General features: G+C 72.8%; 22 protein-coding genes. 10 read left to right on the plus strand and 12 right to left on the minus strand.

What is annotated here, in order from left to right; genetic code table 11:
* Positions 1-175 precede the first annotated feature (175 nt).
* The 3 genes from ACFYL4_RS20830 to ACFYL4_RS20840 all read right to left on the minus strand — a co-directional run bounded on the left by ACFYL4_RS20830 (position 176) and on the right by ACFYL4_RS20840 (position 3,167).
* Positions 176-1,537, minus strand: coding sequence for an MFS transporter (locus tag ACFYL4_RS20830; RefSeq protein ID WP_357769135.1), 1,362 nt, complete (start codon positions 1,535-1,537; stop codon positions 176-178).
* A 247-nt stretch (positions 1,538-1,784) separates the two neighbouring features.
* Positions 1,785-2,468 carry a nucleoside/nucleotide kinase family protein gene (locus ACFYL4_RS20835; RefSeq protein ID WP_387520086.1) on the minus strand — a complete coding sequence of 228 codons (684 nt, stop codon included), beginning with the start codon at positions 2,466-2,468 and terminating at the stop codon, positions 1,785-1,787.
* 162 nt (positions 2,469-2,630) lie between these two features.
* Complete coding sequence (locus ACFYL4_RS20840; RefSeq protein WP_387520088.1) at positions 2,631-3,167, minus strand: NUDIX hydrolase family protein; 537 nt, start codon at positions 3,165-3,167, stop codon at positions 2,631-2,633.
* A gap of 460 nt (positions 3,168-3,627) precedes the next feature.
* On the opposite strand from ACFYL4_RS20840, the gene ACFYL4_RS20845 reads away from it, so the two are divergent.
* A complete protein-coding gene (locus ACFYL4_RS20845; protein ID WP_387520345.1) occupies positions 3,628-3,981 on the plus strand; it encodes an STAS domain-containing protein in 354 nt (117 codons plus the stop codon).
* A 157-nt stretch (positions 3,982-4,138) separates the two neighbouring features.
* Here ACFYL4_RS20845 and ACFYL4_RS20850 read toward each other — a convergent pair whose 3' ends face one another.
* Positions 4,139-5,908 carry a PH domain-containing protein gene (locus ACFYL4_RS20850; RefSeq protein WP_387520090.1) on the minus strand — a complete coding sequence of 590 codons (1,770 nt, stop codon included), beginning with the start codon at positions 5,906-5,908 and terminating at the stop codon, positions 4,139-4,141.
* Complete coding sequence (locus tag ACFYL4_RS20855) at positions 5,905-6,402, minus strand: PH domain-containing protein (RefSeq protein ID WP_387520092.1); 498 nt, start codon at positions 6,400-6,402, stop codon at positions 5,905-5,907. The genes ACFYL4_RS20850 and ACFYL4_RS20855 overlap by 4 nt, the downstream gene beginning before the upstream one ends.
* A gap of 118 nt (positions 6,403-6,520) precedes the next feature.
* On the opposite strand from ACFYL4_RS20855, the gene ACFYL4_RS20860 reads away from it, so the two are divergent.
* Complete coding sequence (locus ACFYL4_RS20860; protein WP_387520094.1) at positions 6,521-7,429, plus strand: SPFH domain-containing protein; 909 nt, start codon at positions 6,521-6,523, stop codon at positions 7,427-7,429.
* Between the two features lie 16 nt (positions 7,430-7,445).
* Positions 7,446-7,685, plus strand: coding sequence for a hypothetical protein (locus ACFYL4_RS20865; RefSeq protein ID WP_387520096.1), 240 nt, complete (start codon positions 7,446-7,448; stop codon positions 7,683-7,685).
* Positions 7,686-7,770: 85 nt separating this feature from the next.
* Here the strand turns inward: ACFYL4_RS20865 and ACFYL4_RS20870 are convergent, their stop codons facing one another.
* Positions 7,771-9,435 (minus strand): FAD-binding dehydrogenase, encoded by a 1,665-nt coding sequence (locus tag ACFYL4_RS20870; protein WP_387520098.1) that lies wholly within the window; start codon positions 9,433-9,435, stop codon positions 7,771-7,773.
* A 203-nt stretch (positions 9,436-9,638) separates the two neighbouring features.
* The gene (locus tag ACFYL4_RS20875) at positions 9,639-10,733 is read right to left on the minus strand and encodes an alcohol dehydrogenase catalytic domain-containing protein (protein ID WP_387520100.1); all 1,095 of its coding nucleotides are present in this window, start codon (positions 10,731-10,733) and stop codon (positions 9,639-9,641) included.
* 243 nt (positions 10,734-10,976) lie between these two features.
* On the opposite strand from ACFYL4_RS20875, the gene ddaH reads away from it, so the two are divergent.
* Together ddaH and ACFYL4_RS20885 are read left to right on the plus strand one after the other, a co-directional pair.
* Positions 10,977-11,816, plus strand: a complete 840-nt coding sequence (ddaH, locus tag ACFYL4_RS20880; RefSeq protein ID WP_387520102.1) for a dimethylargininase — start codon at positions 10,977-10,979, stop codon at positions 11,814-11,816.
* A 168-nt stretch (positions 11,817-11,984) separates the two neighbouring features.
* Entirely contained in the window at positions 11,985-12,608 is a 624-nt protein-coding gene (locus tag ACFYL4_RS20885) for a TetR/AcrR family transcriptional regulator (protein WP_387520104.1), read from the plus strand.
* 20 nt (positions 12,609-12,628) lie between these two features.
* On the opposite strand, the gene speB is transcribed toward ACFYL4_RS20885, so the two are convergent.
* Entirely contained in the window at positions 12,629-13,588 is a 960-nt protein-coding gene (speB, locus tag ACFYL4_RS20890) for an agmatinase (protein WP_387520106.1), read from the minus strand.
* A gap of 624 nt (positions 13,589-14,212) precedes the next feature.
* Between speB and ACFYL4_RS20895 the strand changes: the two genes are divergently transcribed.
* Entirely contained in the window at positions 14,213-15,556 is a 1,344-nt protein-coding gene (locus tag ACFYL4_RS20895) for a GAF domain-containing protein (RefSeq protein ID WP_387520108.1), read from the plus strand.
* A gap of 303 nt (positions 15,557-15,859) precedes the next feature.
* On the opposite strand, the gene ACFYL4_RS20900 is transcribed toward ACFYL4_RS20895, so the two are convergent.
* Positions 15,860-16,480 (minus strand): hypothetical protein, encoded by a 621-nt coding sequence (locus ACFYL4_RS20900; protein ID WP_387520110.1) that lies wholly within the window; start codon positions 16,478-16,480, stop codon positions 15,860-15,862.
* Positions 16,481-17,028: 548 nt separating this feature from the next.
* Here ACFYL4_RS20900 and ACFYL4_RS20905 point away from each other — a divergent pair.
* Positions 17,029-18,261, plus strand: a complete 1,233-nt coding sequence (locus ACFYL4_RS20905; protein ID WP_387520347.1) for a PLP-dependent aminotransferase family protein — start codon at positions 17,029-17,031, stop codon at positions 18,259-18,261.
* Positions 18,262-18,316: 55 nt separating this feature from the next.
* Positions 18,317-19,267 (plus strand): D-alanine--D-alanine ligase, encoded by a 951-nt coding sequence (locus tag ACFYL4_RS20910; protein WP_387520349.1) that lies wholly within the window; start codon positions 18,317-18,319, stop codon positions 19,265-19,267.
* 115 nt (positions 19,268-19,382) lie between these two features.
* Here the strand turns inward: ACFYL4_RS20910 and ACFYL4_RS20915 are convergent, their stop codons facing one another.
* Positions 19,383-20,129: an SDR family oxidoreductase gene (locus tag ACFYL4_RS20915; protein ID WP_387520111.1), complete on the minus strand. Its 747-nt coding sequence runs from the start codon at positions 20,127-20,129 to the stop codon at positions 19,383-19,385.
* A 53-nt stretch (positions 20,130-20,182) separates the two neighbouring features.
* On the opposite strand from ACFYL4_RS20915, the gene ACFYL4_RS20920 reads away from it, so the two are divergent.
* Positions 20,183-20,530: a MerR family transcriptional regulator gene (locus tag ACFYL4_RS20920; RefSeq protein ID WP_387520113.1), complete on the plus strand. Its 348-nt coding sequence runs from the start codon at positions 20,183-20,185 to the stop codon at positions 20,528-20,530.
* A 59-nt stretch (positions 20,531-20,589) separates the two neighbouring features.
* Here ACFYL4_RS20920 and ACFYL4_RS20925 read toward each other — a convergent pair whose 3' ends face one another.
* Both ACFYL4_RS20925 and ACFYL4_RS20930 read right to left on the minus strand, forming a co-directional pair.
* Positions 20,590-21,621 (minus strand): FAD binding domain-containing protein, encoded by a 1,032-nt coding sequence (locus ACFYL4_RS20925; RefSeq protein ID WP_387520115.1) that lies wholly within the window; start codon positions 21,619-21,621, stop codon positions 20,590-20,592.
* Positions 21,618-24,227 (minus strand): molybdopterin-dependent oxidoreductase, encoded by a 2,610-nt coding sequence (locus tag ACFYL4_RS20930; RefSeq protein WP_387520117.1) that lies wholly within the window; start codon positions 24,225-24,227, stop codon positions 21,618-21,620. The genes ACFYL4_RS20925 and ACFYL4_RS20930 overlap by 4 nt, the downstream gene beginning before the upstream one ends.
* Positions 24,228-24,448: 221 nt before the next feature.
* Here ACFYL4_RS20930 and dctA point away from each other — a divergent pair, with 221 nt between their 5' ends.
* Positions 24,449-25,840, plus strand: a complete 1,392-nt coding sequence (dctA, locus tag ACFYL4_RS20935; protein ID WP_387520119.1) for a C4-dicarboxylate transporter DctA — start codon at positions 24,449-24,451, stop codon at positions 25,838-25,840.
* The last annotated feature ends 3 nt before the right edge of the window (positions 25,841-25,843 follow it).

The following is a 25,843-nucleotide window of genomic DNA, read 5'->3' on the forward strand; positions in this document are numbered from 1 at the left end:
AAACGCTCGGCTGGGATACCCCAGCCGAGCGCCTCGCCAAGCTGCTCACAACGAGCAACTGACCTTACGTGTTGCGACGACTCCTAGAATTCGCCATCTCCCGCCCCGGCCCCGTCGGGGAGTCAGGGTCCCCCGTCACCCGGGCGCTCGCTCACCCGCTCACTTGGTCAACCGCTCACTTGGTCACCCGGGCGGTGATGGTGTCGAGGTCGTCGTGCCGGGTCTCGCGGCTGACGACCAGCGCGCCCAGCGTGATGGTGCCGACCAGGATCAGGTAGCCGCCCACCCAGGCCAGGCCGAAGGTGCTCGCGAGCCACGTGGCGATGTAGGGCGCGAACGAGGCGCCCAGGAGGCTGGCCAGGTTGTAGGCGGCCGAGGCGCCCGTGTAGCGCACCTTGGTCGGAAACAGCTCGGGCAGGACCGCCGCCATCGGGCCGAAGGTCAGGCCCATCAGGGACAGGCCGATGATCAGGAAGGCCATCACCCCGACGGTGCCGCCGCTGCCCATGAGCGGACCCATGGCGAAGCCGAACACGATGATCGCGCAGGTGACGGTGATCAGGACGGGCCTGCGTCCGAACCGGTCGGCCAGGAGGCCCGAGAGGGGGGTGAACAGCGCGAAGAACAGCACGCCGATCAGGAGGAAGACGAGGAAGTCGGTGCGCTCGTAGCCCAGGCCGTTCTCCGGGTCGGTGCCGAACCCCAGGGAGAAGACGGTCATGAGGTAGAAGAGCACGTAGGTCGCCAGCATGATGAGCGTACCGATGAGCACGGCGGGCCAGTTGTGGCGGAAGACCTCGACGATGGGGGTCTTGACCCGCTCGCCGGAGGCGATGACCTTGGCGAAGGCGGGCGTCTCGTGCAGGGTGAGCCGCACCCACAGGCCGACGACGATCAGCACGGTGGAGACCAGGAACGGGATGCGCCAACCGTAGGCGAGGAAGGCCTCGTCGCTCATGGCCTGGCTCAGGATCAGGAAGACGCCGTTGGCGAGGAAGAAGCCGATCGGGGCTCCGAGCTGCGGGAACGTTCCGTAGAAGCCGCGCTTGCCGGGGGGAGCGTTCTCGGTGGCCAGCAGGGCCGCGCCGCCCCACTCGCCGCCCAGGCCCAGCCCCTGCCCGAACCGGCACAGTGCCAGCAGGAGCGGGGCGGCCACGCCGATCTGCGCGTAGGTCGGCAGCAGGCCGATCGCGATGGTCGCGATACCCATGGTCAACAGGGACGCCACCAGGGTGGCCTTGCGCCCGATCCGGTCGCCGAAGTGGCCGAACAGCCAGGAGCCGATGGGGCGCGCCACGAAGGCGATGGCGAAGGTCGCCAGCGACTGCAGGCGGGCGGCCATCATGTCGCCCTCGGGGAAGAACAGGTAGGGGAAGACCAGGACCGCGGCGGTCGCGTAGATGTAGAAGTCGTAGAACTCGATGGACGTGCCCACGAGGCTCGCCGTGAGGACCTTCCGCTTCGGGTTGGTCGGGGGCGGTGCCGTCTCGGCTTGTGGCCGATCCGGCGCCGTGTTGTCTTCGGCGACGTCCTTCATGAGGAGTCTCTTTCCAGGTCAGTGCGGGTCGATGGAGGGATGCTAGCCGCGGTGGACGCCATATGGAACTTTTGTCTCAACATGTGAACGCTTGGGGTGGGGCGGGGAGAGTCACCGCAGGACCGGACGAAGCGGGATCAACCGCCGGGAAGGCGTTCCGGGGCCTACCGTGATCCGCCTCACCGGCCACGATGTCACGCCGCGAGACCCCCGCTCCGCCATGTGGGACGGCGCACCGTCGGGGGCTTCAACGGGCGGAGAAGCGGTCCCTGGAGCCCAGCCGGGGCACTCCGCTCACGCGCACGACCCGGGTGCAGCGCTCCCGCATGCCCTTGACGAGTTCCCCGTTGGGCCGGTCGCTGCGCTCGACCCAGTCCCGGGCGTCGTCCGCGTTCGCGCCCCCGGCCATCTGGCGCCGCCGCAGGCGGCGTTCGCGGACCCGGTCCTCGGTCTCCACGTACCAGAGCTGCGCGAACAACCCCCGCACGCCGTCCCACGGGGGTTCGTCGCTGGCGAGGTAGTTGCCCTCGGTCACGATCAGGCGGGTGCCCGGCTCGATCACGTGCTGGGCGGCGATGGGCTCGTGCAGCCTGCGGTCGTAGTCCGGGACGTAGACGGGGGTGTCGGTCTCGGCCAGCAGCCTGCGCGCCATCGCGAGGTAGCCGTGGGCGTCGAAGGTGTCCGGGGCCCCCTTGCGGTTCCGGCGCCCCAACCGGTCCAGCTGGGCGTTGGACAGGTGGAAGCCGTCCATGGGCAGGTAACCGGCGGTGCCCGTGCCCGCCCGCTCGTCGACGGCGTGCACCAGGTACCGGGCCAGCGTGGACTTACCGGCCGCGGGGGCGCCGGTCAGGCCGAGGATCACGCGGGCGCGGCCTCCGGGCGGGTCCTGCGGTACCAGTGCGAGGGCGTCGGCGACGAGGGATGCGAGCATGGCCTCCAGACTAACCCCACCCCTTCGGGGGTCGCCGGGACTCGGGGCGGTCGATGCGGTGCCCGAGGGGTCCGGCGCCCGCGCTCGTCCGCCCCGGTGCTCCCCCCGGTCAGGCGAGCGCGGGGCGGGGCCCTCACCCGAGGACGGCCCCGCCCGCGGGTCTCACGGGGCGTGCCCCACGTAGGCCAGGGCCTGGCGTACCAGCACGCCCTGGCCGCCGGGCATCTCCGCCCGCACCTGCGGGCTGGTGGCCTCCTCCGGTGTGAACCACACGAGGTCCAGGGCGTCCTGGCGCGGTTGGCAGTCGCCGCTCACCGGCACCACGTAGGCCATGGCCACCGCGTGCTGGCGGGGGTCGTGGAACGGGGTGACCCCGGGGGTGGGGAAGTACTCGGCGACCGTGAACGGCTGTGGGGAGCTGGGGATACGGGGCAGGGCGACCGGGCCCAGGTCCTTCTCCAGGTGGCGCAGGAGCGCGTCCCGCACCCGCTCGTGGTACAGGACCCGTCCGGAGACCACCGAGCGGTTGAAGCTGCCGTCGGGGTCGGCGCGCATCAGCAGACCCACGTGCGTCACCGACCCGGACTCGTCCACCCGCACGGGCACCGCCTGGACGTAGAGGACGGGCATGCTGGCGCGGACGCTGTCGAGCTCCTCGGAGGAGAACCAGCCGGGTTGGGTGTCAGCGGTTTCGGTCAATCGGGTCGCGGTCGGCGGACTGCCCGGGGCAGCCGCGTACCGCTCCCTCCCTTCGCTCTCATCGTGTCCACGAGGGCGGTCGGCGACCCGCGCCCCCAGGGGGAACGGCGTCACCGGCCGACACACGGGTGTCCAAGTACCGCTTTTACCGCACGAACGCGCGGAAAGCACGGTGCGGGGGTCGGATCGGGAGTGTCCGAGAGGAAGGTACGGGGGTCCTGTGGTTGGCGACCCCGCCTGGCCGCCCCGGCAAACCCGGGCGATGGTGACACCCGGGTGGCGGAGGGGGCATATCGGCGAGATTCCGGCGGATTTTCTCAGGAAACCCTCCCGGAAGCTCACTGAAGAGGTTACGATCTCGTACGCGGTTGCGTAGTGGGAAGGTTACGTCCGGTGAGAGGTGGCCCGAGTGGCGAAGGATGGCCCGTTCTCGGCCCAGGAACGATTTCCCTGCACGGGAGTGACGGTGGTGCGCGTCCACGGTGAGGTGGACCTGGCCACCGCCGACCGCCTCCGGGAGAGGCTGCTCCAGGCCGCCCAGGCCTCGCGGTGCGACTGTCTGGTCGTGGACATGTCCGGCCTCGGATTCTTCGACGCCAGCGGCGTACGCGCGCTGGTGGCCGTCTACCAGGTCCTGACCGGGCAGGGCAGACACGTGGTCCTGGCCGAACCCGCGCCGATCGCCGAACGGGTGCTGGAGGCGCTGGGCATGCGGCGGCTGTTCGAGGTCTACCCCATGGTGGAGATGGCGCTCACCCACACCAGCGGCCTGCGGGTGGACGGCGAACCCATCTTCGACAACCCCGTGCCCTGACTCCGACCCGGGCGCGACCGTGCCCGGTCGACGACGCGTCTCCCGGCGCCCCGCCGAAGCCCGGTGCGCCGGGTGCGCCGCGTGGGACGACGACCGGCGGCCCCCACCGTGCTCCGCCGAGCGAGCTCCGCGGTGTCACACGGTGGGGGCCGGTTTCCTAGGGCAGGGCCGAGGGCGCCCGCCCGGGGGCTCCCTCGTCGCCCGCGCGCTCCAGGAACGGCGCCAGGAGCTCGGGCACGGCCTCGTCCGCCCAGGCCAGCCCCTGACCCACACCCACGTCCCGGGCGGTGTACATCCCCTCGCCGGAGGCCGTGGTCGCGGACACGTCCGCCAGGCCCAGGCGGCGCTGGAACGGCGACCGTGTGATCCGCCAGCCGATCACCGCCGCCCGCTCCAGGGTGACGGTCTCCCGGGAGGCCATACCCCCGCGTACCACGAGATACCGCGGATGCAGGCCGTGCCCCAGGCCCCGGTAGGAGCCCACCGCGTACCAGAACGCCAGCGCGGCGAACAGCAGCGCCACCGCGAACCACCCCCAACCCGGTGTGGCCTCGACGGTCGGCGTGGCCAGCGGGAACGGCATGAACTGCTCCTCGGCCCTGCGCAGCGCCGCCCACCAGGTCTCGGTCGCCACCCGGTGCAGCCAGGCCAGCCCTCCGGCCACGGCCAGCGCCAGGAGCGAGCACACCGTCGCCCGGGTGAACCGGCGGCGCAGGGCCGCCTTCGGGTGAACCGCCAACGGCGCGTCCAGCGCCGAGGAGGGATCGCCCATCAGGGCGGCGCCCAACCGCCGGGCCCGACCCCGGGGCATGGCGGGGGAGAGGCGGCTCTTGGCCTCCGTCTTCTGCGAGTCGCCGGCCGACAGGCCGGTAGCCACCGCGCGGACGGAGGCACCGCCCACCGACCGCAGGACGAGGGGCTCGTGGAGCACCACGCCGTTGAGTCGGCGGCCCTCCACCGACAGGGAGACACTGGTCAGCAACCCCCGGCGCAGCCGCACGGTACCGTCGGGCTCCCGGACGAGCCGGTAGTCCCACCAGGTCTCCACGGCGGCCAGGAGCAGCACGGCGGTGCCCGAGACCAGCAGGACCAGCAGGACGGTGGGGACGACCAGCAGCAGCTGCCCCATCACGATGCCGGACAACTCCTGCGCACTGGGCAGCCCGGCCTGGTCCGAGACCCACCTCCAGGCGTGACCGCCGCTCTGGGCGTTGGCCCCGACGAGCGCGGCGAGCACACCGAGGCCGATCCCCAGGGTCGCCGGGGTGGCGGGGGCGTAGGCGAACCAGCGGGGGTTCAGCCGGGCCAGCTCGGTCTCCTGCCCGGCCTCTTCGGAGGAGCCCTCGGCGGCGCCGTCGGACGCGCTCGCGGGCGCGGTGCGGCGCAGCAGCTCCCGGCGCAGCCGTTCGCCCTGACCCGTGGTCACGTACTCCAGCTTGAGCTGGTCCCCGCCGCCGGCCCCGGCGGACTCCCCCGTGCCCACAGTCACCGCGCACAGGCCGAAGATCCGTGTGTAGATCGGGGCGGCCACGTCCACGGTGCGCACGCGCTCACGCGGGATCGACCGGTAGGTCCGGGCGACGACGCCCGAACGCATCTCCATGCGCTCGTCGGTGACCCGGTAGCGGGCCGCACGCAGCCGCACCATCTCCAGCCACGTCATCAGGGCGAGGAAGGCCAGGGTGCCCGGGAGGGGGAGCAGCGCCCACCACGGGAGCCCGACGACGAACAGGACGACGGTGCCCACGAGCGCTGACGGCACGAGGAACGCGGCCGCGAGCGCGGTGGAGGCCCACACGCTGAGCGGGCTCAGCCGCTCCCAACCGTCCTCGGCGCCCGCCGCGCCCTCCGCGGGCGGTGGCCCCTCCGGTAGCGGTTCCCCCATCGGTCGGCCCTCTTCGGTTCCGTGGTTGTCGTGGGGGGTCATGTCGCGTCTCCGGGAACCGCCTGAGTGCTGTCGGTGAGCTGGTCGGCCACCTCGGTCGCCAACCGGTGGTCGAGGCCGCTGATCTCGATCGGTCCGGCGGCGGAGGCGGTCGTCACGGTCACGCTCGACAACCCGAAGGCCCGCTGGAGTGGTCCCCGCTCGGTGTCCACCGTCTGGACGCGGGACATGGGGGCCACCCGCCACTCCTGCCAGATCCACCCGCTGGAGGTGTACACGGCGGTGTCGGTCACTTCCCAGCGGTGCACCCTGAACCGCCACTGCGGCATGACGACCGTGACCAGGAGTCCGACCCCTCCGAGGACACCAGCGGCGATCAGGAACCAGGGGCGGACCGGTTCCCAGATCAGGGCGGGAACGACGGGGACGACCGTGAGTACGAGCGTCACCGCGAGGGACCGTGTCGTCCACCACCAGACCGCGCGCCGGTCCACACGGTGGTTGGGCGGTCGTAGGCGCAGAGCGTCGGTGCTCATGGAGTCGACCTCTCCTCTCAGTCAGGGCCCCGGGGGAGGCCGTCCATAAAAAGTGATATCACAATGCTATGCTCCAGTCAGCACTCGAAAACGCATCCCCAGGAAGGACGGTCGACGGATGAGCTCGACACCGAACGTCGTCAGGCCAGCACCCCAGTACCGCGAACGCGAGGCCTTCGGGTCCGGTGGAATCCCCATGTTCGTCGTGTCCCTGGCCCTGTTCCTCGGCGGAGCCGCCGTGGCGGCGCTCCCCCTGCTCGGCCTGCACGTGGCCCTGGTCGCGGTGGGCGCGGTGATCGCCGTCGTCGGCGTCGTCCTGGCCATCGGCCTGACCATGGTCGCCCCCAACGAGGCCCAGGTCGTGCAGTTCTTCGGCCGCTACGTCGGGACCATCCGCACGGACGGATTGCGCTGGGTCAACCCGCTCACCGTGCGCAACGCGATCTCCACCCGCATCCGCAACCACGAGACCTCCGTCATGAAGGTCAACGACGCCGCCGGCAGCCCGATCGAGATCGCCGCCGTCGTCGTCTGGCAGGTCGAGGACACCGCACGCGCCTCCTTCGAGGTCGACGACTTCCTCCAGTTCGTCTCCACCCAGACCGAGGCCGCCGTCCGCCACATCGCGGGCAAGTACCCCTACGACTCCTACGGTGACGACGCCGTGCCGTCCCTGCGCGACAGCGCCGACGCCATCACCGAGCAGCTGTCCAAGGAGGTCGCCGAGCGCGTCGACGCGGCGGGCGTGAAGATCGTGGAGTCGAGGTTCACCCACCTGGCCTACGCCCCCGAGATCGCCCAGGCCATGCTCCAGCGCCAGCAGGCCAGCGCCATGATCGCCGCCCGAGCCGAGATCGTCGAGGGCGCCGTCACGCTGGTCGACCGCGCCCTGGAGCGCCTGTCCGACGAGAACGTGGTGGATCTGGACGAGGAGCGCAAGGCCGCCATGGTCAGCAACCTGCTCGTGGTCCTGTGCTCCGACCGCCCCGCCAGCCCCGTCGTCAACACCGGGACCCTCTACCAGTAGATCCGGGTGAGGTGCCGTGCCCGAGCGCAAGAAGGTGCTGCTGCGGCTCGACCCCGCCGTCCACGACGCGCTCGCGCGCTGGGCCGGGAACGAGCTCCGGAGCACCAACGCCCAGATCGAGTTCCTCCTGCGCCGCGCCCTGGACGACGCGGGGCGTATGCCCAAGGAGGCCGGAGACCTCCCCCGCCGGGGCCGTCCGCGCAAGAAGGCCTCCGAGGCTCCCGAAGACCCGGAGCCGGCCGGGGGACGGACGTGACGGAGCCGGGCGCCCGCGCCGGGCGCCCGGCTCCCCCGCGACCGGTCCGGGCCGGAGTTCGTCCTCCGACCCGTGCTCCTTCCGGCTAGCCCAGCGCCGCGGCGGCGGCCCTGCCCGCGGTGCGGCCCGAGAAGAGGCAGCCGCCGAGGAAGGTGCCCTCCAGAGAGCGGTACCCGTGCACGCCGCCCCCGCCGAACCCCGCCACCTCACCGGCCGCGTACACCCCCGGCAGCGGCGTGCCGTCGGCACGGAGCACCCGGGCGTCCAGGTCGGTGTGCAGCCCGCCGAGGGTCTTGCGGGTGAGGACGTGCAGGCGCACCGCGATGAGCGGACCGGCCTTGGGGTCCAGGATCTGGTGCGGCCGGGCCACGCGGGCGAGCCGGTCGCCCCGGTAGTTGCGGGCGCCGTGGATCGCCATCACCTGGAGGTCCTTGGTGAAGGTGTTGGCCATCTCCCGATCGCGGGCCACCACCTCGCGGGTCACCGTGTCGGCGTCCAGCACGTCGTCACCCGCGACCTCCCTCATCCGCCGGATCAGCTCGGGCAGCCGGTCGGCGACCACGAAGTCGGCCCCGTTGCGCTTGAAGGCCTCCACGGGGCCCGGCGCGCCGGGGAGCACCCGTTGGAGGACGAGCCTGAGGTCCTTGCCGGTGAGGTCCGGGTTCTGTTCGGAACCGGAGAGGCCGAACTCCTTCTCGATGATCTTCTGCGACAGCACGAACCACGTGTACTCGTGGCCGGTGCGCATGATGTGGTCCAGGGTTCCCAGTGTGTCGAAACCGGGGAAGTACGGGGCGGGCAGGCGCTTGCCGGTCGCGTCCAGCCACAGCGACGACGGGCCGGGCAGGATGCGGATGCCGTGCCGCTCCCAGACCGGGTCCCAGTTCTGGATGCCCTCGGTGTAGTGCCACATCCGGTCGCGGTTGATGACCTCGCCGCCCGCCCGCTCCGTGATGCCGAGCATCCTCCCGTCCACGTGGGCGGGCACCCCCGAGAGCATGTGCCGGGGCGCGGCTCCCAACCGCTCCGGCCAGTTCCGGCGCACCAGGTCGTGGTTGCCGCCGATGCCCCCGGCGGTCACGATGACGGCCTGGGCGCCGATCTCGAAGTCTCCAGTGGCGTCCCGGTTGCTGGCCCGGCCCCGTTCGGCGTCGCTGGGGGCCAGTACCGTGCCGCGCACCCCGGTGACCGCCCCCGCGGTCACCACCAGTTCGTCCACCCGGTGGCGGAAGCGCAGCGAGATCAGGCCCCGTTCGGCGGCGTCGCGCACCCGGCGTGCGAAGGGTGCGACCACGCCCGGTCCGGTGCCCCAGGTGATGTGGAAGCGGGGGACCGAGTTGCCGTGGCCGTCGGCGAGGTAGCCGCCGCGCTCGGCCCATCCCACGACGGGGAAGATCCTCAGGCCCATCCGGCGCAGCCAGGAGTACTTCTCGCCGGCGGCGAAGTCCACGTACGCCTCGGCCCACCGGCGCGGCCACGCGTCCTCCTGGCGGTCGAAGGCGGCGGTGCCCATCCAGTCCTGGAGGGCCAGCTCACGGGAGTCCCGGATGCCCATGCGGCGCTGTTCGGGGGAGTCGACGAAGAACAACCCGCCGAAGGACCAGTGCGCCTGCCCGCCGAGGGACTGTTCGGGTTCCTGGTCCAGCAGGACCACCCGCCTCCCGGCGTCGGCGAGTTCGGCGGCGGCGGCCAGTCCGGCCAGTCCCGCCCCCACGACGACGACGTCGGCCTGGTCGGCTCCGGTGCCCATGCGGTTCTCCTCGGGGGTCGTCCGCGCCCGGCGGGCGCGGCGTGCGTGATGGTGCCGACTGTGCACCGGAGCGGGGTCGCGGGCAAGGCTGGTGTGTGCCCTCCGCCACATCCTTTGTCACCCGGTGACAAAGGCCTTCGGGAAGGCGCTCGGTGTTCCTCTCCGCGACCCCCGGCGCCGACCGACGGCGCCGCCTCGCCGGGTCAGACTCCGAAGCGGACCAGGGATCGGCCGCCCCGCCCCCGGCGCATCCGCTCGAAGGCCTCGGGCACGCCCTCCAAGGGGATCTCGTCGGTGATCATCTCGGCCAGCCGCAGCTCTCCGGAGCGGACCGCCTCGGCCAGCAGCGGGATGTCCCGGACCGGGTCCGAGGACCCGTACACGCAACCCTGGAGCGTGCGGGCCTGGTGGAACAGCTCCAGGGCGCTGAAGGACACCTCGTCCCGGTGCGAGCCCACGCCCACCACCGTCACGGTTCCGCCCCGGCGGGCCGCGTTCCACGCGGTGCGTACCACCGAGGCCCGGCCGACCACCTCGAAAGCGTGGTCGACCCCCCGTCCGCCGGTGAGCCGCCGCACGGCCCGGTGGGTGTCGTCGTCGGCGACCAGGAAGTCGGTGGCGCCCAGCGACCGGGCCAGTTCCTCCTTCTCGGGGGAGGCGTCGACCGCCACCAGGGGGTCGGCCCCGGCGATCCGGGCCGCCTGGAGCAGCGACAGGCCGACCCCGCCCAGCCCCAGCACCAGCGCGGACCGTCCCGGTCGCAGCCGGGCGACGTTGTTCACCGCGCCCCAGCCGGTGAGCACCGCGCACCCGAGCACCGCCGCGACCGCCGGGTCGACCCCCTCCGGCAACGGAACGAGGGCGCCGACCGGTACCACCGTGGCCTCGGCGAAGGCTCCCGTGTTCAGCCCCGGGTAGACGGGGGTGCCGTCGCCGAGTTCCGCGTAGGGGGAGAGCGTGCCGTCCAGGGCGTGCTCGCACAGGTGGGGTTCGTCCTGGGCGCAGAACCAGCAGGACCGGCAGGGCGGAGCCCAGTTCAGGATCACCCGCTGGCCCGGCGCCACCTCGGTCACCCCGGGGCCGACCGCCTCCACGGTGCCCGCCCCCTCGTGGCCGAGCACGGCGGGCCAGGTCTGCGGCAGCGTGCCGTCGGACAGCGAGAGGTCGGAGTGGCACACCCCCGCCGCCGACATGCGGACCAGGGCCTGGCCGGGGCCCGGGTCGGGCAGGACGACGTCGCGGATCTCGGGGGAGGCGCCGGTGGCGGAGAAGACGGCGGCCCTGACGGTCGTACTCATGGCTCTCCAATCGCGGAAGTCCCGCGACCCTAGCAATACCGGCCGGTCGGTCTTTCGCATGGGGGTGACCGCTCCCCGACGTGTCGCCCCCTTCCTCCCGAACGCGTCACCCTTGAGGAAAGCCTGTGTTGGCGGGGCTTCTGGGTGGGTATCTCCTCTTTGTCCGCCGGAGACGCGGCCCGGCCCGCTGCCCGGACCGGTACGTGTCCACCGGTCTCCGGTACGCCTCGACGGGGAGGTTCCATGGCTCGACCCGACGGCCCTTCGACCGCGCCCACGCGGCGGCACTACCTCATGTGCCGACCCACCTACTTCACGGTGGAGTACGCCATCAACCCCTGGATGGACCCCGACGTGGTGGTGGACCGGCCGCGCGCCATCCGCCAGTGGGAGGAGCTGCGGGACCTCTACCTCTCCCTCGGCCACCGGGTGAGCGAGATCGCGCCGATCGAGGGGCTGCCCGACATGGTCTTCGCGGCCAACGGCGCGCTGGTCGTGGACGGCCGCGTCTACGGAGCCCGGTTCGCCAGCGCCGAGCGCACCCCCGAGGGCCCCGCCTACCTGGACTGGTTCCGCCAGGAGGGGTACACCGAGACCTCGGAGGCCAAGTACGTCAACGAGGGCGAGGGCGACTTCATCACCCTCGACGAGGTCGTCCTGGCCGCGACGGGCTTTCGGACCGAGGCCGCAGCCCACCAGGAGGCCGAGCGCCTCCTGGGGCGCCCGGTGGTCACCCTGCAACTGGTCGACCCGCGCTTCTACCACCTGGACACGGCGCTGTTCGCCCTGTCCGGCGACCGGATCGCCTACTACCCCGGTGCCTTCTCCAAGGGCAGCCGTCGGGTTCTGGAGGCCCTCTTCCCCGACGCCCTGATCGCCACGGAGGAGGACGCCCGGGTCCTCGGGCTCAACGCGGTCAGCGACGGGCACGACGTGGTCGTCGCCGCGGAGGCCACCCGGCTCGCCGACCGGCTGCGGACGCTGGGATTCACCGTCCACCCGGTGGAACTCGACGAGCTGCGCAAGGCGGGCGGCGGCGCCAAGTGCTGCACCCTGGAGCTCCGGGACCACCCCCTGGCGTGAGACTCCGAAGCCACCGAGGCCCTCTGTGGGATGCGCCACGCGCCGCCCCGGGGCCGGTGGCGGCCGCACAGGTCACGCCCTCCCGGTCGCGGGCCCCGGGAACCGGCCGGGACGGGTGGACCAACGGCCCGCGCCCTCGGGCACCACGCGCCCGTAGGCTCGGTTCACGTGACGACCAAACGACGCGGGCTCGGGCGCGCGGACCGGGAACGGCAGCTGATCGACGCCGCCGTCTCCGTGTTCTCCCGGGGCGACTACCGCACGGTCAGCGTGGACGCGATCGCGGCGGCGGCCGGGACCTCCAAACCGACCGTCTACCACTATCTCGGCTCGAAGGAGCGGATCTTCGTCGCCTGTGTGCGACGCGAGACGGAGCGGCTGGTCGAGGCGGTCCGGGCCGCCGTCCAGGACCCGCTGGCGCCCCGGGAGGAGGACCCCCTGCGCCGGGGCATGCAGGCCTTCTTCGCCTTCGTCGTGGACAACCGCGAGAGCTGGACCGTCCTCTACCGGCGCGCCGCCGCCCAGGGCGAGCCGTTCGCGGGCCAGACCACCCGGATGCGCGACCGCGTCACCGCCGAGGTGGCCGATCTCATCGCCTCCTGTACCCGGGACGGACACGGCGTACTCGAACCCCGCGACGCCCAGCTCCTCGCGCGCGTCGCGGTGAGCACGGCCGACGCCTTCGCCGACTGGCTGCTGGACCACCCCGACGAGACTCCGGACACGATGGCCGGGCACGTCACCGCGCTCACCTGGGCGCACCTGCGCGAACGCCGCCCCGTCGAGGCGTGAGCGGGGCGCGCCCGGGGTGCCTAGGGCCTGGCCCGGCGCTGGTGGCGCAGGGCCAGCAGGCTGACCAGGTCGTAGGCCACGTGAGCGGCGGCGGTCGACGTGATCTGCGCGTGGTCGTAGGCCGGAGCCACCTCGACCACATCCGCGCCGACCAGGTTCAGGTCGGCCAGGCCGCGCAGGATCTCCAGCAACTCGCGGCTGGTCAGCCCCCCGGCCTCGGGGGTTCCGGTGCCGGGCGCGTGCGCCGGGTCCAGCACGTCGATGTCCACGGACACGTACAGCGGACGGTCGCCGATCCGCTGGCGCAGCGCGTCGGCGACCTCGTCCACTCCCTTGCGCATGACGTCGGCGGAGGTCACGATCCCGAATCCGAAACGGCGGTCCTCCTCCAGGTCGCGCTTGCCGTAGAGCGGCCCCCGGGTGCCCACGTGCGCGATCGCCTCGGTGTCCAGGAGGCCCTCCTCCACGGCCCGGCGGAACGGCGTGCCGTGGGTGTAGGGCTCCCCGAAGTAGGTGTCCCAGGTGTCCAGGTGGGCGTCGAAGTGCAGCAGGGCGATCGGCCCGTGGACGCGGTACAGCGAGCGCAGCAGAGGCAGCGCGATGGTGTGGTCGCCGCCCAGCGTGACCAGCGTGGTTCCGGCCGTCACGAAGGCCGAGGCGCCCTGGTCCAGGGTTTCCACGGCGTCCCCGACGGAGAACGGGTTCACGGCGATGTCGCCGCCGTCCACCACCTGTAGGCTCTCGAAGGGGGCCACGTCCAGTCCGGGGTTGTAGGGGCGCAGCAGACGGCTGGCCTCCCGGATGGCGGACGGCCCGAAGCGGGCCCCCGGCCGGTAGGACACCCCCGTGTCGAACGGGACGCCCACGACCGCCACGTCGGCGTGGTGGACCTGGTCGATCCTGGGCAGCCGGGCGAAGGTCGCCGGGCCGGCGAAGCGGGGGACGAGACTGGAGTCGGTGGGGCCGATCGGGCTGTTCATCTGGTCCGTTCCTGTCGACGGGTGCGGCTTCGGCCAGCGTAGGCAGCAGTGAGGCCGCCCTCCGGTATCCGAACCGTACGATCCCTCGGCGTCCTTTTGGACGGTTCGGCCAAGGAGTGCGTTCGACGGCGGGAGGAGGGCGGCCCCGGGCGGGTCGAGGGCCGGGATCGGCCACGGTACACCTCCGAGCGTGGCCATGGGCCGCCGCTTTTACCACGAACCCGAACTTCGAGGGTCCGTATGGCCGCTTCCGGCCATGGCCCCGCGGCCGCTTCGGGAGCGGTCGTCGGGGAGGCCGCTCACCTCCCGTGTGTCGACCACGGTGAACAGCGAGGCTCGCCCGGGGGAGGACTCCACAGGATTCGGAAGAGACGGTCCGTCAGTGCCGCCGAATAGAACGCTTCTCCCGGTTCTGTTGGCCCCGCCACACTCGAACCAGGAAACTGGGGAACTCCTTGCCCAACCGAGGACCTGTGGGGGCCACATGAACGCGCGTGTCCGGAGGAACGGGTTCCGGGTCGTCGGCGGGGTCGTGACGGTCGTCAACGGGGCTCCACCAGACCGGTGGCGTCCGGTCTCCGGAGTCCTGCCGGGCGGGGCGTCCGCCGTCCGCCGGAGCCCGTGGTGAGCGGGCCGGGGCGGTCACTGCGGCAGGGGCCGGGCGCACGCTACCCCTCCCTGGACACGGCGCTGCCCTCCGGCGCCAACGCGCGCGAGCACGCGGTCCTGCTCGGCAGGGTCCACGACGCGCTGCTCACCGGTCGGCCCACGCCCGCGCCGCTGCGCCCGGTGATCGAGGACTCCTGGGAGCGGATGCGCCAGTCCGGCATCGATCCCTTCGGCGCGTCGCCGCCCAAGATGGCCAGGATGGACGAACTCCAGCGCCACCGGGAGGCGTCGCCGATCTCCGAGGTCCTTCCGCTGATCCGCCGTTCCCTGGTGTCGGTCGCCGACGAGGCCGAGCACATCATGCTGGTGACGGACGCGGCGGGCCGGGTGCTGTGGCGGGAGGGCTCCCACCGGATGCGGGCGGTCGGCGACCGGGTCGGGCTGGTGGAGGGCGCCTACTGGAACGAGGGGAGCGCGGGCACCAACGCCATCGGGACCGCGCTCGTGGTGGGGCGTCCCCTCCAGGTCTACTCGGCCGAGCACTACGTGCGCAGCCTGCACGCGCTCACCTGCGCGTGCGCCCCGGTGCACGACCCCCGGGACGGGCGGCTGCTGGGCGCCATCGACGTCACCGGGCCCGTGTCCACCGTCCACCCCACCACCCTGGCCCTGGTCAACGCGGTCGCGCGACTGGCCGAGGCGCACCTCCAGGGACTGCACCACAGCCACCTGGAACGGCTGCGGTCGGTGGCGGCCCCCCTGATCGCCGGGCTGAGCCGCCCCGCGCTGGTCGTGGACGAGAACGGGTGGACCGCGGCCGCCGTCCACACGGAGCCGGTCCGCAGAGTGCAGCTGCCCAAGCGTTGCGACGGTGGAACCGTCTGGCTGCCGACACTGGGGGAGTGCGTCCTGGAGCCGTTGCCCGGGGGGTGGCTGGTACGGCCGGGTTCCGGGGAGCGGGCCGTACCCGGCTCCGTCACCCTGGACCTGACCCGGCCCGGCGCGGCCACCGTGACGGTGGCGGGGGACAGCGGCGAGTGGGCCCACCGCCTCTCACCGCGTCACTCCGAGTTCCTGCTGCTGCTCGCGGCGCATCGTGAGGGGCGGTCCGGGGTACAGCTCTCCCAGGACGTGTTCGGCTCCGACCAGCACGTGGTGACCGTGCGGGCCGAACTCTCCCGGATGCGGCGCAACCTGGGCGGTCTGATCGAGAGCCGTCCCTACCGCTTCGCCGAGGACCTCCGGGTCCGGGTGCTCACGCCGGAGTCGCCGCTGGACCTCCTGCCGGGCTCCTCGGCGCCGGGCGTACGCGACCTGCGCGCGCGGTCCAGGGAAGCGCCCGATCGCTCTGGGCGATGACGTCGCAACCTGTTGCAACCGTTGCGGGCGTCGCGGCCGGTGGGGTCCAATGGTTCCGCGCGGCCCGCACACCGGTGGGCGGCCACCGGGCAAGAGAGGGCACGGCGGGCTGTTCACCGGTGCGGGACGCGTCCGCGTCCTTCGCGCCTTGAGGGGGGTGACGGGGGTTCGACTGCGGACGCGTCGACGGGCTGGTGCCCCGTGAGTATCGGGGGAGACTCCGGGGCCGTCGCGCACTTGACGGTGCGGCCCGGGGACGTGTGCGTCACCGGGCCGCACCCTCGCGCGATCGTGCCGTGAGGCCTATTCGGCGTCGGCGGCTGGTTCGGGCGCCGACGCGTCCTCCCCGGCCCCCGGCGTCGGCGCGTTCGCCGGTGAGCACTGGAAGCAGTCCATCGTGAAGACCTCCTCCTCACCGACCTTCCCGGTGAAGGCCCCGCGCAGACTGTCGTCGCCGATCGCGCGTTCGGCCAGGGCCTCGCGGAGCAGGCGGCCCTCGAAACGGACCTGTGCTCCGTCGCGGCTCTGACCGGTGCAGAGCACCTCCAGGCGGCCGCCGCGCTCCCGTCCCCGCGATTCCGGCCCGTCCGGAGCCGGGGAGGCCTCCTCGTCACCGCCGGCGGTGACGGCGTCCTCGCCCTCGGCGAGGTCCTCGGCGAGGTCCTCGGAGGGGGCGGACGAGGGCGCGGACTCCGGTACGGCGGCGCACTCCAGCGGTGCGGCCACGGGGTGGCCCTTGCGGGCGAAGGCACGCTCGGCCCCGGGGCGCAGGATCGACACGGACAGGGCGTCGGCGGCTCGTTCCAGCTCCAGCAGCGCGGCGTCGGCGCTCTGCTCGGGCGCCTCGTCGGCGGTGCAGGAGGCGAGTGGCGCGCACAGCAGCAGGGCCAGTGACGCGGTGGCGGCGGTCGAGCGGACTCCCATGACTTCCCCCTGGGTCGGCGGCGCCGTGTGCGGCGCTCTGGTCCACCGCACCAATGTCGCTGATGACGGATTGATGGTGTATGTCCGACTCGGGTGGCAAGGGTGAAAAGTGTGTCATGTTCGTGTCATCCCGATGTGAGTCGGAACGCGACCGGGGATACCCTGCCCGGGACGACGACCGGCGACGCCGGTGTCCGTCAGACGCGAACGCGGGCGGGTGAGGGGGACGCGCACACCGGGACCAGCGGCTGGGCTAGACTCGGGACATTTCCCGAACCGTGTTCCACCACGGTCCGCACCAGTCGAACCAGCCACCGTCACCGCCCCGTGCCCCCGTGGCCACGGGAGACGCACGGTGAACCAACGGGCCGCGCGCGGCGTCGAACCAGGGATCAACGACGACCCCGGTCGTCCCGCCACGACGGCCCCACAGACCGTCCTTCCTTCGGAGGTGGATCGTGTCCGCTGACCACCGAGAGCAGCAGCCCGGCCAACAGGGTTCGCGTATCGACCCGCACGTCGGCCGTTACGCACACCGAGCACAGGGCATGGTGGCATCGGAGGTCAGGGCACTCTTCGCGGTCGCCTCACGGCCGGAGATCGTCTCCCTGGCGGGCGGGATGCCCAACGTCGCCGCCCTGCCCCTCGAACAGATCGGCGACCTGGTCAAGGACGTCGTCTCCGAGGAGGGCGCCACCGCCCTCCAGTACGGCTCCGCCCAGGGCGACCCCGTCCTGCGCGAACAGATCTGCGAGTACATGACGCTGGAGGGCGTGCGGGCCAGCCCCGACGACCTCATCGTCACCGTCGGCTCCCAGCAGGCCCTGGACCTGGTCACCCGTGTCTTCGTCGACCCGGGCGACGTCGTCCTCACCGAGGCGCCGACCTACGTCACCGCGATCAACACCTTCGCCGCCTTCCAGGCCGACATCCGCCACGTGGGCATGGACGACCAGGGCGTCATCCCCGAGGAGCTGGAGGAGGCGCTGGTCCGCGCCAAACTCGACGGCCGACCGGTCAAGTTCTTCTACACGATCCCGAACTTCCAGAACCCCGCCGGGATCACCATGAGCGCCGAGCGCCGCGCCCGGGTCATGGAGGCCTGCGAGCGCCACGACGTGCTCGTGGTCGAGGACAACCCCTACGGATTGCTCCGCTACGACGGCGAGCCCGAGCCCACCCTGTACTCCCAGGGCAACGGCAACGTCATCTACCTCGGCTCGCTGTCCAAGACCCTCTCCCCGGGCCTGCGCATCGGCTGGGCGCTGGCACCCGCCCCCGTGCGCGCCAAACTGGTCCTGGCCGCCGAGTCCGCGATGCTCAGCCACTCCACGTTCAACCAGCTCGTGGTGCGCCGCTACCTGAACACCTTCCCTTGGAAGGAACAGATCAAGGCGTTCAACTCCATGTACAGCGAGCGCCGCGACGCGATGCTCGGTTCCCTGGAGGCGATGATGCCCGCCGGGTGCACGTGGACCCGGCCCGAGGGCGGGTTCTTCGTGTGGGCGACCCTGCCCGAGGGCATCGACGCCAAGGCCATGCTGCCGCGCGCCCTCAACGAGCGCGTGGCCTACGTTCCCGGCACCGGCTTCTACGCCGACGAGCGCGGCCGGGACAGCATGCGCCTGAGCTTCTGTTACCCCACCCCCGAACAGATCCGCGAGGGTGTCCGCCGCCTCGTGGCCGCGATCGAGGGCGAGATCGACCTGCGCGACACCTTCGGTCCCGCGCTCTCAACGCCTACCGAAGGCAGCCAGGCACCCACCCCTGACCTGCCCTGACATCCTCTCGTAAGGGCCCAGCACCATGACCGCAGCACAGAAGGAGGTCCCCGCCGTGGCCGACCTTGACCGGGTTCTCGTCCTCGCCGGAGGCCTGTCCCCCGAACACGAGGTGAGCGTCCACTCCGGCCGCAGCGTCGCCGAGGCCCTGCGCCGACTCGACGTCGAGGTCCAGGTCGCCGACGTCGACTCCGGACTGCTGGGCCGACTCGCCGCCGACCCGCCCCAGGTGGTCTTCCCCGTCCTGCACGGGGCCGCCGGGGAGGACGGCGCGATCCGCGAGGTCCTGGAACTGGTCGGCGTGCCCTACGTGGGCGCCCGGCCGGACGCCTGCCGACTGGCCTACACCAAGCCCGCGGCCAAGGCCCTGCTCGCCGAGAAGGGCGTGCGGGTGCCACGCGGCGCGACCCTGCCCAAGTCGGCCTTCCACGACCTGGGCGCCCCGGCGCTGCTCGACCGCCTCGCCGACCGCCTCGGCCTGCCGCTGTTCGTCAAGCCCGACCGCGGCGGCTCCGCCTTCGGCGCCACGCCGGTCACCTCGGTGCCCGAGCTGTCCACCGCCCTGGTGTCGTGCTTCGCCTACAGCGACTCCGCGCTCGTGGAGGAGCAGGTCCAGGGCACCGAGCTGGCCGTCGGCGTCCTCGACACCGGTGACGGCCCCGTGGCCCTGCCCCCGGTGGAGATCGTCCCGGACGGCGGGGTCTACGACTACGCGGCGCGCTACACCGCCGGTCGCACCGAGTTCTTCTGCCCGGCCCGGCTGGACGAGGACGTGGTCGCGGCCGCCACCGAGGTGGCCCTGACCGCCCACCGCACCCTGGGGCTGCGCGACTTCTCCCGGACCGACCTCATCGTGGACGCCCGGGGCGAGGCCATCTTCCTGGAGACCAACGTCGCCCCCGGCCTGACCGAGACCTCCACGTTCCCGATGGCGTCCGCCGCCGCCGGGCTGGACTTCGCGGTGGTCTGCCGCGAACTCGCCCACCAGGCGCTCCTGCGCGGCTGACCGCGCCGCACGCGTCGGACGACGACCCGAGGGCCCGCCACCATGGCGGGCCCTCGGGTCGTGTCGGGCCGGTCCGCCGGGGCGGGCCCGGCGTCCACGCGGTCCGTGAACGGGTTCACACGACTCCGGAGCCGATCTCCCGGGCCAGGCGCGTCGGGTCGTCGGCCAGCGCCCGCTTCACGTGGGCGCTCCACTCGTCGGCGAGCACCTCGACGGCACCGCGTGCCAGGCCGTCGAGCCCCGCACGGACGGACACGGCGGGGTCGCCCTTGGGGCCGTCGTAGGCGGCGCTGAAATCGGTGTCGACCGCGCCGAGGTGCAGCCCCGTCACCAGGGTGCCCTGGTCGGCGAGTTCCATCCGGACGCCGTTGGTCAGGGCCCACTGGGCGGCCTTGGCCGCGTGGTATCCGTTTGTTCCCGGGAAGGCGAACCAGGACTGCGCCGACAGGACGTTCAGGATCGCTCCGCCGCCGTTCGCGCCGAGCACCGGGGCGAAGGCGCGGACCATGGCGAGCGTGCCCCAGAAGTTGGTGTCCATCTCCTGCCGGAGCGCGGCGAGGTCGCTCGTCACCAGGTGGGTCCAGTTGCTGATCCCCGCGTTGTTGACCAGCAGGGTGACGTCGCCCGCCCGGGCGAGAGCCGACCTCACGGAGCGGTCGTTGGTGATGTCGAGCCCCAGGGGCACGACCCCGGGAAGGTCGATCTCCTCCGGGCGGCGGGCCGCGGCGTACACACGCGCCGCGCCGCGTTCGGTGAGCTGTTGGGCGAAGAGGCGGCCGAGGCCGCGGTTGGCCCCGGTGACGAGGGCGACGGAGCCTTCGACGGCGAAGGCGTGCTTGGTGCGGGTTGACGAAGTGTCCATGTCCGGGACACTAGGACCTGACGTCAACGTGAGGTTCAAGTCGAGGAGGACCCGTGCGCATCGGTGAGGTCGCCAGGCGTTCCGGTGTGAGCGTGCGGGCGCTGCGCTACTACGAGGAACAGGGCATTCTCAGCTCCGAGCGCGGCCCGGGGGGACAGCGCGAGTTCGACGAGGGGGCCGTCGACCGGGTCCGCCTGTTCCAGCAGTTCTACGCGGCGGGTCTGTCCAGCCGCCGGATCGCGGAGCTTCTCCCGTGTGTCGAGACCGGCGCCACCAGCGCCGAGCAGCGGGCCATGCTGGTGCGCGAGCGGGCCCGCATCGTCGAACGGATCGACGCACTGGACGCGGCGCTCGCGCGCATGGACGACCTGATCCTCGCCGCCGCCGACCACACCGACTGACCCGGGGCCCGGGCGGGCCGCCCGTGGCCGGGCACCGGACCACGCCCCCGGAACCCGGCTCACCGAGCCGGAGCCCCGAGGGCCCGCTCGACGGCGTCCCGCACGGACGCCCGGAGCAGGTCGACCTTGTACCCGGTGGAGGGCAGCGGCGAACACAGGTCCGCCACCCCCTCCAGCGCCCGGTCGAAACCCGGGCCCGGTTCGCGTCCGGGAACCGCTCCCACCAGGGCGCGCTCCACACCGGACAGGCGCAACGGAGTGCGGGCCACCCCGCCCACCGCCACCCACGCGCGCGCCACCGGTCCCGCGCCCTCCTTGGCGCACTCCAAGCGCACCACCGCCTCGACCAGCGGCCACTCGGCGCGCGCCCGGCCCGCCGCGCGCAGGTGCGCCGCGCGCTCGCCCGGCACGGGGGCGGGCAGCACCACCGCCGTCAGCAGTTCGTCGGGGGCGAGCCGGTGGTCACGGGTCGGGTCGGTCCCGTCGTACAACGCGGCCAGGTCCCGCTCCGCCTGGCCCCCCTCTTGGGACGAGCCGCCGCCGGTCACCACGACCACGGTCGCCTCGTGGGCCAGCAGTGCCACCGCCAGCGACGACGGGTGCGGCGCCGCGCACGGCCCCAGGTCCACGACCACGCCCCGCAGGTGGTCGCCGGTGCGGGCCGGACACCCCTCGCCCCCGGTCTGGAAGCAGTCGAAGGCCGGGTTGCGCAGGTAGGGGCAGCGGTTGCGCTGGAGCAGGTTGCCGCCCACCGTCGCCACGGACCGGACCTGCGGGGTGGCCAGCGCCCGCGCCGCGGCGGCCAGGCCCGGGTAGGCTTCGGCCAGGCGCGGTCGCGTGCCCAGCGCCGCGACGGTGGTCATCGCGCCGATCCGCACTCCGCCGTCCTCCGTCCAGCGCGTTTCCCTCAGATCCTCGGCGCGGGCGAGGTCCACCAGCGGTCCGGGCGCCACCACCCCCGACTCCACACAGGCGGCGAGATCGGTGCCCCCGGCGCGGGGACGGGCCCCGCCCCGGGCCAGCTCCAGGGCCGCCTCGGCCGCGCTCGTGGGCCGGGTGGGAGCGGTCAACGGTCCTCGTACGGTGCTCAACGCAGTCCTCCGATCAGTCGGTCCGGACGCAGCGGGAGGTCGCGCGGACGCCAGCCGGTGGCGTCGTGCACGGCGTTGCCCAGCGCCGCCGCCACCCCCACCACCGAGACCTCGCCCAGGCCGACCCCGCCGCCCGTCACGTGCTCGAACCCCTCCTCGTGGAAGTACACCTCGGTCTCGGGCACGTCCCCCATTCCGGGCAGGCGGTAGTCCTCCAGGTCGTCGGAGAGCACCACCCCCGTCTCGGGATCGTCACGCCGTTCCTCGAACAGCGCGTAGCCCACGCCCTGCACCACGGCTCCCTCGCACTGGTTGCGGGCCAGCCGCTCGTCGTAGATCCGCCCGGCGGCGATCCCCGCCCAGCAGCGGGTGGGCCGCACCCGGCCGAGCAGGGTGTCCACCTCCACCTCCATCACGTGCACGGCGCCGCTCATACCGCGCCCGACCGCCAGGTCGCCCGAGTTCGGGGTGAGCGCGCCCCAGCGGTCCCGGCGCCGTTCTCCGACCACCGAGACCCCTTCGGCGGCGGCCAGCGCCTCCTTGAACGCGTGTTCGGGGACAGGGCCGCGGGCGGGGACGCCGGGGGAGCGCTCACGCAGGGCCGCGCGCATCCGGTCGGCGGCGTCCTCGGCCGCCGGGCCCATGGAGGTGGTGGTGCGGCTGCCGAACGAACCGGTGCCGTGGACCGCCCCGCTGTGCCCGATCTCCACGCGCAGGGCCGACGCGTCCACACCGAGGCGGGCGGCGACCGCGCCGCCGAGCACGGAGCGGATGCCGGTACCGATGTCCTGGGTGGCCGACCTCACCACCAGGGCGCCGCCCTCCACCACCAACTCCACCCGGGCGTCGGGGGCGAGCAGGTACGGCCACCCCGCCGCGGCCAGCCCCACTCCGCGCCGGAACCGGCCGGTGCGCCGCCCGCGCGCGCGGTCCCGCCACAGCGGCAGCTCGGCCACGCGCGTGTACAGGGCCCGCCGCTTGGGGTTGCCGTCCCAGCGCCGCCGTAGGGACAGCGGGTCCTCGCCCATCCGCAGGGCCATGGTGTCCACGGTCTGTTCCAGGGCCCAGGCCATCGGTGGTCCACCCGGCCCCCGCATGGGTTCGCCCGGCGGCCGGTTGGTCACCACGTCGTAGTCACGCACCCGTCGGGGAGATCGGCCGTACATCAGCGCGGCCAGGAGGGCGACGTTGGAACCGACCGACACGCCCCCGTCGCCGTGGGAGTCCACGCTCAGGGCCCGCAGCGCACCGTCGTCCCCGGCCAGAAGGGCCACCCGGGTGCGGGTCCCCGGCCGGTGACCCGCGTCGGTCAGTTCCTCGGACCGGTCCAGGACCACCCGGACCGGCCGGCCGACGCGCCGGGACAGCTCCACCGCGGCCACCACGTCCGCCGAGAGCGAGTTCTTGGCCCCGAACCCGCCGCCGACGTACTCGGCCACCAGGTGTACCCGCTCCCGGGGCAGGTTCCAGCGCCGGGCCGCCCGGTCGGCGATCTTGCCCACCGACTGCGTCGACACGTGCAGGTGCAGGTCGCCGTCGACCCAGGAGGCCACGCTCACGTGCGGCTCCAGCGGGCTGTGCACCTGGGTGGCGGTGGTGTACTCCTCGGCCACCAGCAGGGGGTCAGCGCGCCGCGCGGCGGCCCGCAGCCGGGCCACGGCCGTGGGGCCGCGCCAGCTCAGCACACCGGGCCCGCGCACGTTACCGTTCCAGGGAGCCGGGGGAGTGGGAACCTCGCCGTAGGTGGGCGCGGCCTCGCGCTCGGCCCTCGTGGCGTACAGCACGGGGGCGCCGGGGGCGGTGGCGGCACGGGGGTCGGTCACCGAGGGCAGGGGCTCCAGGTCCACCCGCACCGCTTCGGCGAGCGCCCGCGCCGCGGCCCTGGTGGGTGCGGCCACCGCCGCGATCGGTTGGCCCGCGTAGCGCACCACGCGGTCCTCGCCCAGCAGGTCGACCAGGGGTGTGGTCGCGCCGTCCGGGCCCGGGGCGGCGCTCACCTCGCGGACTCGGGCGTGCGGCACCCGGGAACGCACGATCGCGCCCTCCCAGGTGCCGGACGGGGCGTGGTCCGCGCTGAAGCGGGCGCGTCCGGTGACCTTGTCGGGCGCGTCCGCGCGGGGCGGGTGCCGGTCGGGTTCGGTGTCGAACGCGCCCGAGCAGGCGGCGGCCACGGCGGCGAAGATCCCCTCGTAGGCGCCGCACCGGCACAGGTGGCCGGAGAGCGCCTCGGCGACGTCGTCGCGCGCGGGTCGGGTGTCGCCGTGCTCGGCGCGCCAGGCGTCCACGAACACGGAGGCCGCCACGGCGAAACCGGGCGTGCAGTAGCCGCACTGGAGTCCGTTGTGCGCGGCCAGCGCGCGTTGGACGGGGTGGGTACCGGCCAGGCCCTCCACGGTGGTGACGGCGCGTCCGGCGAGTCGGTCGGCGGGAAGCAGGCAGGAGGCGGCGGGCGCTCCGTCGACCAGCACGGTGCAGGCCCCGCACACGCCGGAGCCGCAGGCGATCTTGGTGCCGGTGAGGCCGAGCCGGTCGCGCAGGTGGTCGGCGGCGCTCAGGCCGGGGTCGTCGGGTGCGGGGGAGGGGCTTCCGTTGACGCTGGTGTCCATGAACGGCCTCCCGAAGGGGAATCGAAAGTAGGCATTGACAACTTAGGGTGCGGGAAAGTCGGCTGTCAAAGGGGTCCCGGGCTCGCGAGGTTGTTACCAGCCGGTTTGTACGGATGTTCCTTGCGTGGCGGATGTGACGAGCATTACTCTGTCGGAATCTCTATTCCTCATGGCGGAATATGGATTCCGAAATTCTCTGAAACCCCCTGTGGAGGGCCCGCATGGCAGCAGCCACGGAGACCGAAGCGCCCGACCGTCCCCGCCCCCGCTTCTACCGCTCGCTCTTCTTCCAGGTGATCGTCGCCGTCGTGGCGGGCGTGCTGATCGGGCACCTGTGGCCCTCGTTCGGGGAGAGCCTGCGCCCCTTGGGCGACGGCTTCATCCGCCTCATCAAGATGCTCATCGCGCCGCTGATCTTCTGCGTGATCGTCACCGGCATCGCCAAGGTCGGGGACCTGGGCGCCGTGGGCCGGATCGGAGTCAAGGCGCTGGTCTACTTCCAGGTCGTCACCGCCTTCGCCCTGCTCTACGGCATGGTCGTGGCCAACCTCCTCAAGCCCGGTGTGGGCTTCGAGGTGGACCCCGCCGACCTCGACACCGGCGCGCTGGAGGAGGTGACCCAGGGCGGCGAGATCCCCGGCTTCGCCCAGTTCCTGCTCGACGTGATCCCCGAGAGCGTTGTCGGCGCGTTCGCCGAGAACGCCCTGCTCCAGGTTCTGTTCTTCGCCGTGTTCGTCGCGCTCGCGCTCTCCAAGATGGGAGAGCGCGGCAAACCGGTCCTGGACCTCGTCGAACGCTTCACCGACGTCATCTTCACCTGCATCGGGTGGATCATGCGCGCCGCTCCGCTGGGGGCCCTGGGCGCGATGGCCTTCGTCATCGGTGCCTACGGGCTGTCCTCCCTCAGCAGCTTCGGGATGCTCATCATCGCCTGCTACTCCGCCGCCGCCGTCTTCCTGCTCGCGCTGGCGGTCATCGCGCGGGTCCTGGCCGGGGTCAACCTCTGGAAGTTCCTGCGCTACACCAAGGAGGAGTTCGCCCTGGCCATCGGTGCGGCCTCCTCCGAGGCCGTCATGCCGCGCATCATGCAGAAGCTGACCAACGCGGGCTGTTCCAAGGCCACCACCGGCCTGGTCGTGCCCACCGGCTACTCCTTCAACCTCGACGGCGCCGCGATCTACCTGCCGATCGCCGCGCTCTTCCTCGCCCAGGCCTTCGGCGCTGACCTGACCCTGGCCGACCAGCTGATGATGGTCCTCATCCTCCTGCTGACCTCCAAGGGCATGGCCGGGGTCCCCGGTTCGGCCTTCCTCGCCCTGTCGGCGACCGCCACCGCACTGGGCGCCTTCCCCGCCGCGGGCGTGGCCCTGCTGCTGGGCGCGGACCGTCTGATGGACACCATGCGCGTGTCCATCAACCTGCTCGGCAACTGCGTGGCCACCTTCGTCATCGCACGATGGGAGGGACAGCTGGACGTGGAGCGGATGCGCGCGGTCCTCGACGGACGGGAGCCGCCCGCCGCGACGGAGGAGGCCGCGAAGACCGCTGTGCGGCACAACCCGGCCGCGGAGGAGTCCGCCCCGGCCTCCGCGGCCCCGCGAACGGACCACTGACAC

This window comes from Nocardiopsis sp. NPDC006938 (assembly GCF_042869555.1).
Taxonomy (GTDB): Bacteria; Actinomycetota; Actinomycetes; order Streptosporangiales; family Streptosporangiaceae; genus Nocardiopsis.

Coding starts and splice junctions, on each gene's coding strand:
- ACFYL4_RS20830 (WP_357769135.1), bottom strand. CDS start 1,537: ATGAAGGACGTCGCCGAAGACAACACGGCGCCGGATCGGCCACAAGCC.
- ACFYL4_RS20835 (WP_387520086.1), bottom strand. CDS start 2,468: ATGCTCGCATCCCTCGTCGCCGACGCCCTCGCACTGGTACCGCAGGAC.
- ACFYL4_RS20850 (WP_387520090.1), bottom strand. CDS start 5,908: ATGACCCCCCACGACAACCACGGAACCGAAGAGGGCCGACCGATGGGG.
- ACFYL4_RS20855 (WP_387520092.1), bottom strand. CDS start 6,402: ATGAGCACCGACGCTCTGCGCCTACGACCGCCCAACCACCGTGTGGAC.
- ACFYL4_RS20860 (WP_387520094.1), top strand. CDS start 6,521: ATGAGCTCGACACCGAACGTCGTCAGGCCAGCACCCCAGTACCGCGAA.
- ACFYL4_RS20870 (WP_387520098.1), bottom strand. CDS start 9,435: ATGGGCACCGGAGCCGACCAGGCCGACGTCGTCGTCGTGGGGGCGGGA.
- ACFYL4_RS20875 (WP_387520100.1), bottom strand. CDS start 10,733: ATGAGTACGACCGTCAGGGCCGCCGTCTTCTCCGCCACCGGCGCCTCC.
- ddaH (WP_387520102.1), top strand. CDS start 10,977: ATGGCTCGACCCGACGGCCCTTCGACCGCGCCCACGCGGCGGCACTAC.
- speB (WP_387520106.1), bottom strand. CDS start 13,588: ATGAACAGCCCGATCGGCCCCACCGACTCCAGTCTCGTCCCCCGCTTC.
- ACFYL4_RS20900 (WP_387520110.1), bottom strand. CDS start 16,480: ATGGGAGTCCGCTCGACCGCCGCCACCGCGTCACTGGCCCTGCTGCTG.
- ACFYL4_RS20905 (WP_387520347.1), top strand. CDS start 17,029: ATGGTGGCATCGGAGGTCAGGGCACTCTTCGCGGTCGCCTCACGGCCG.
- ACFYL4_RS20915 (WP_387520111.1), bottom strand. CDS start 20,129: ATGGACACTTCGTCAACCCGCACCAAGCACGCCTTCGCCGTCGAAGGC.
- ACFYL4_RS20930 (WP_387520117.1), bottom strand. CDS start 24,227: ATGGACACCAGCGTCAACGGAAGCCCCTCCCCCGCACCCGACGACCCC.
- dctA (WP_387520119.1), top strand. CDS start 24,449: ATGGCAGCAGCCACGGAGACCGAAGCGCCCGACCGTCCCCGCCCCCGC.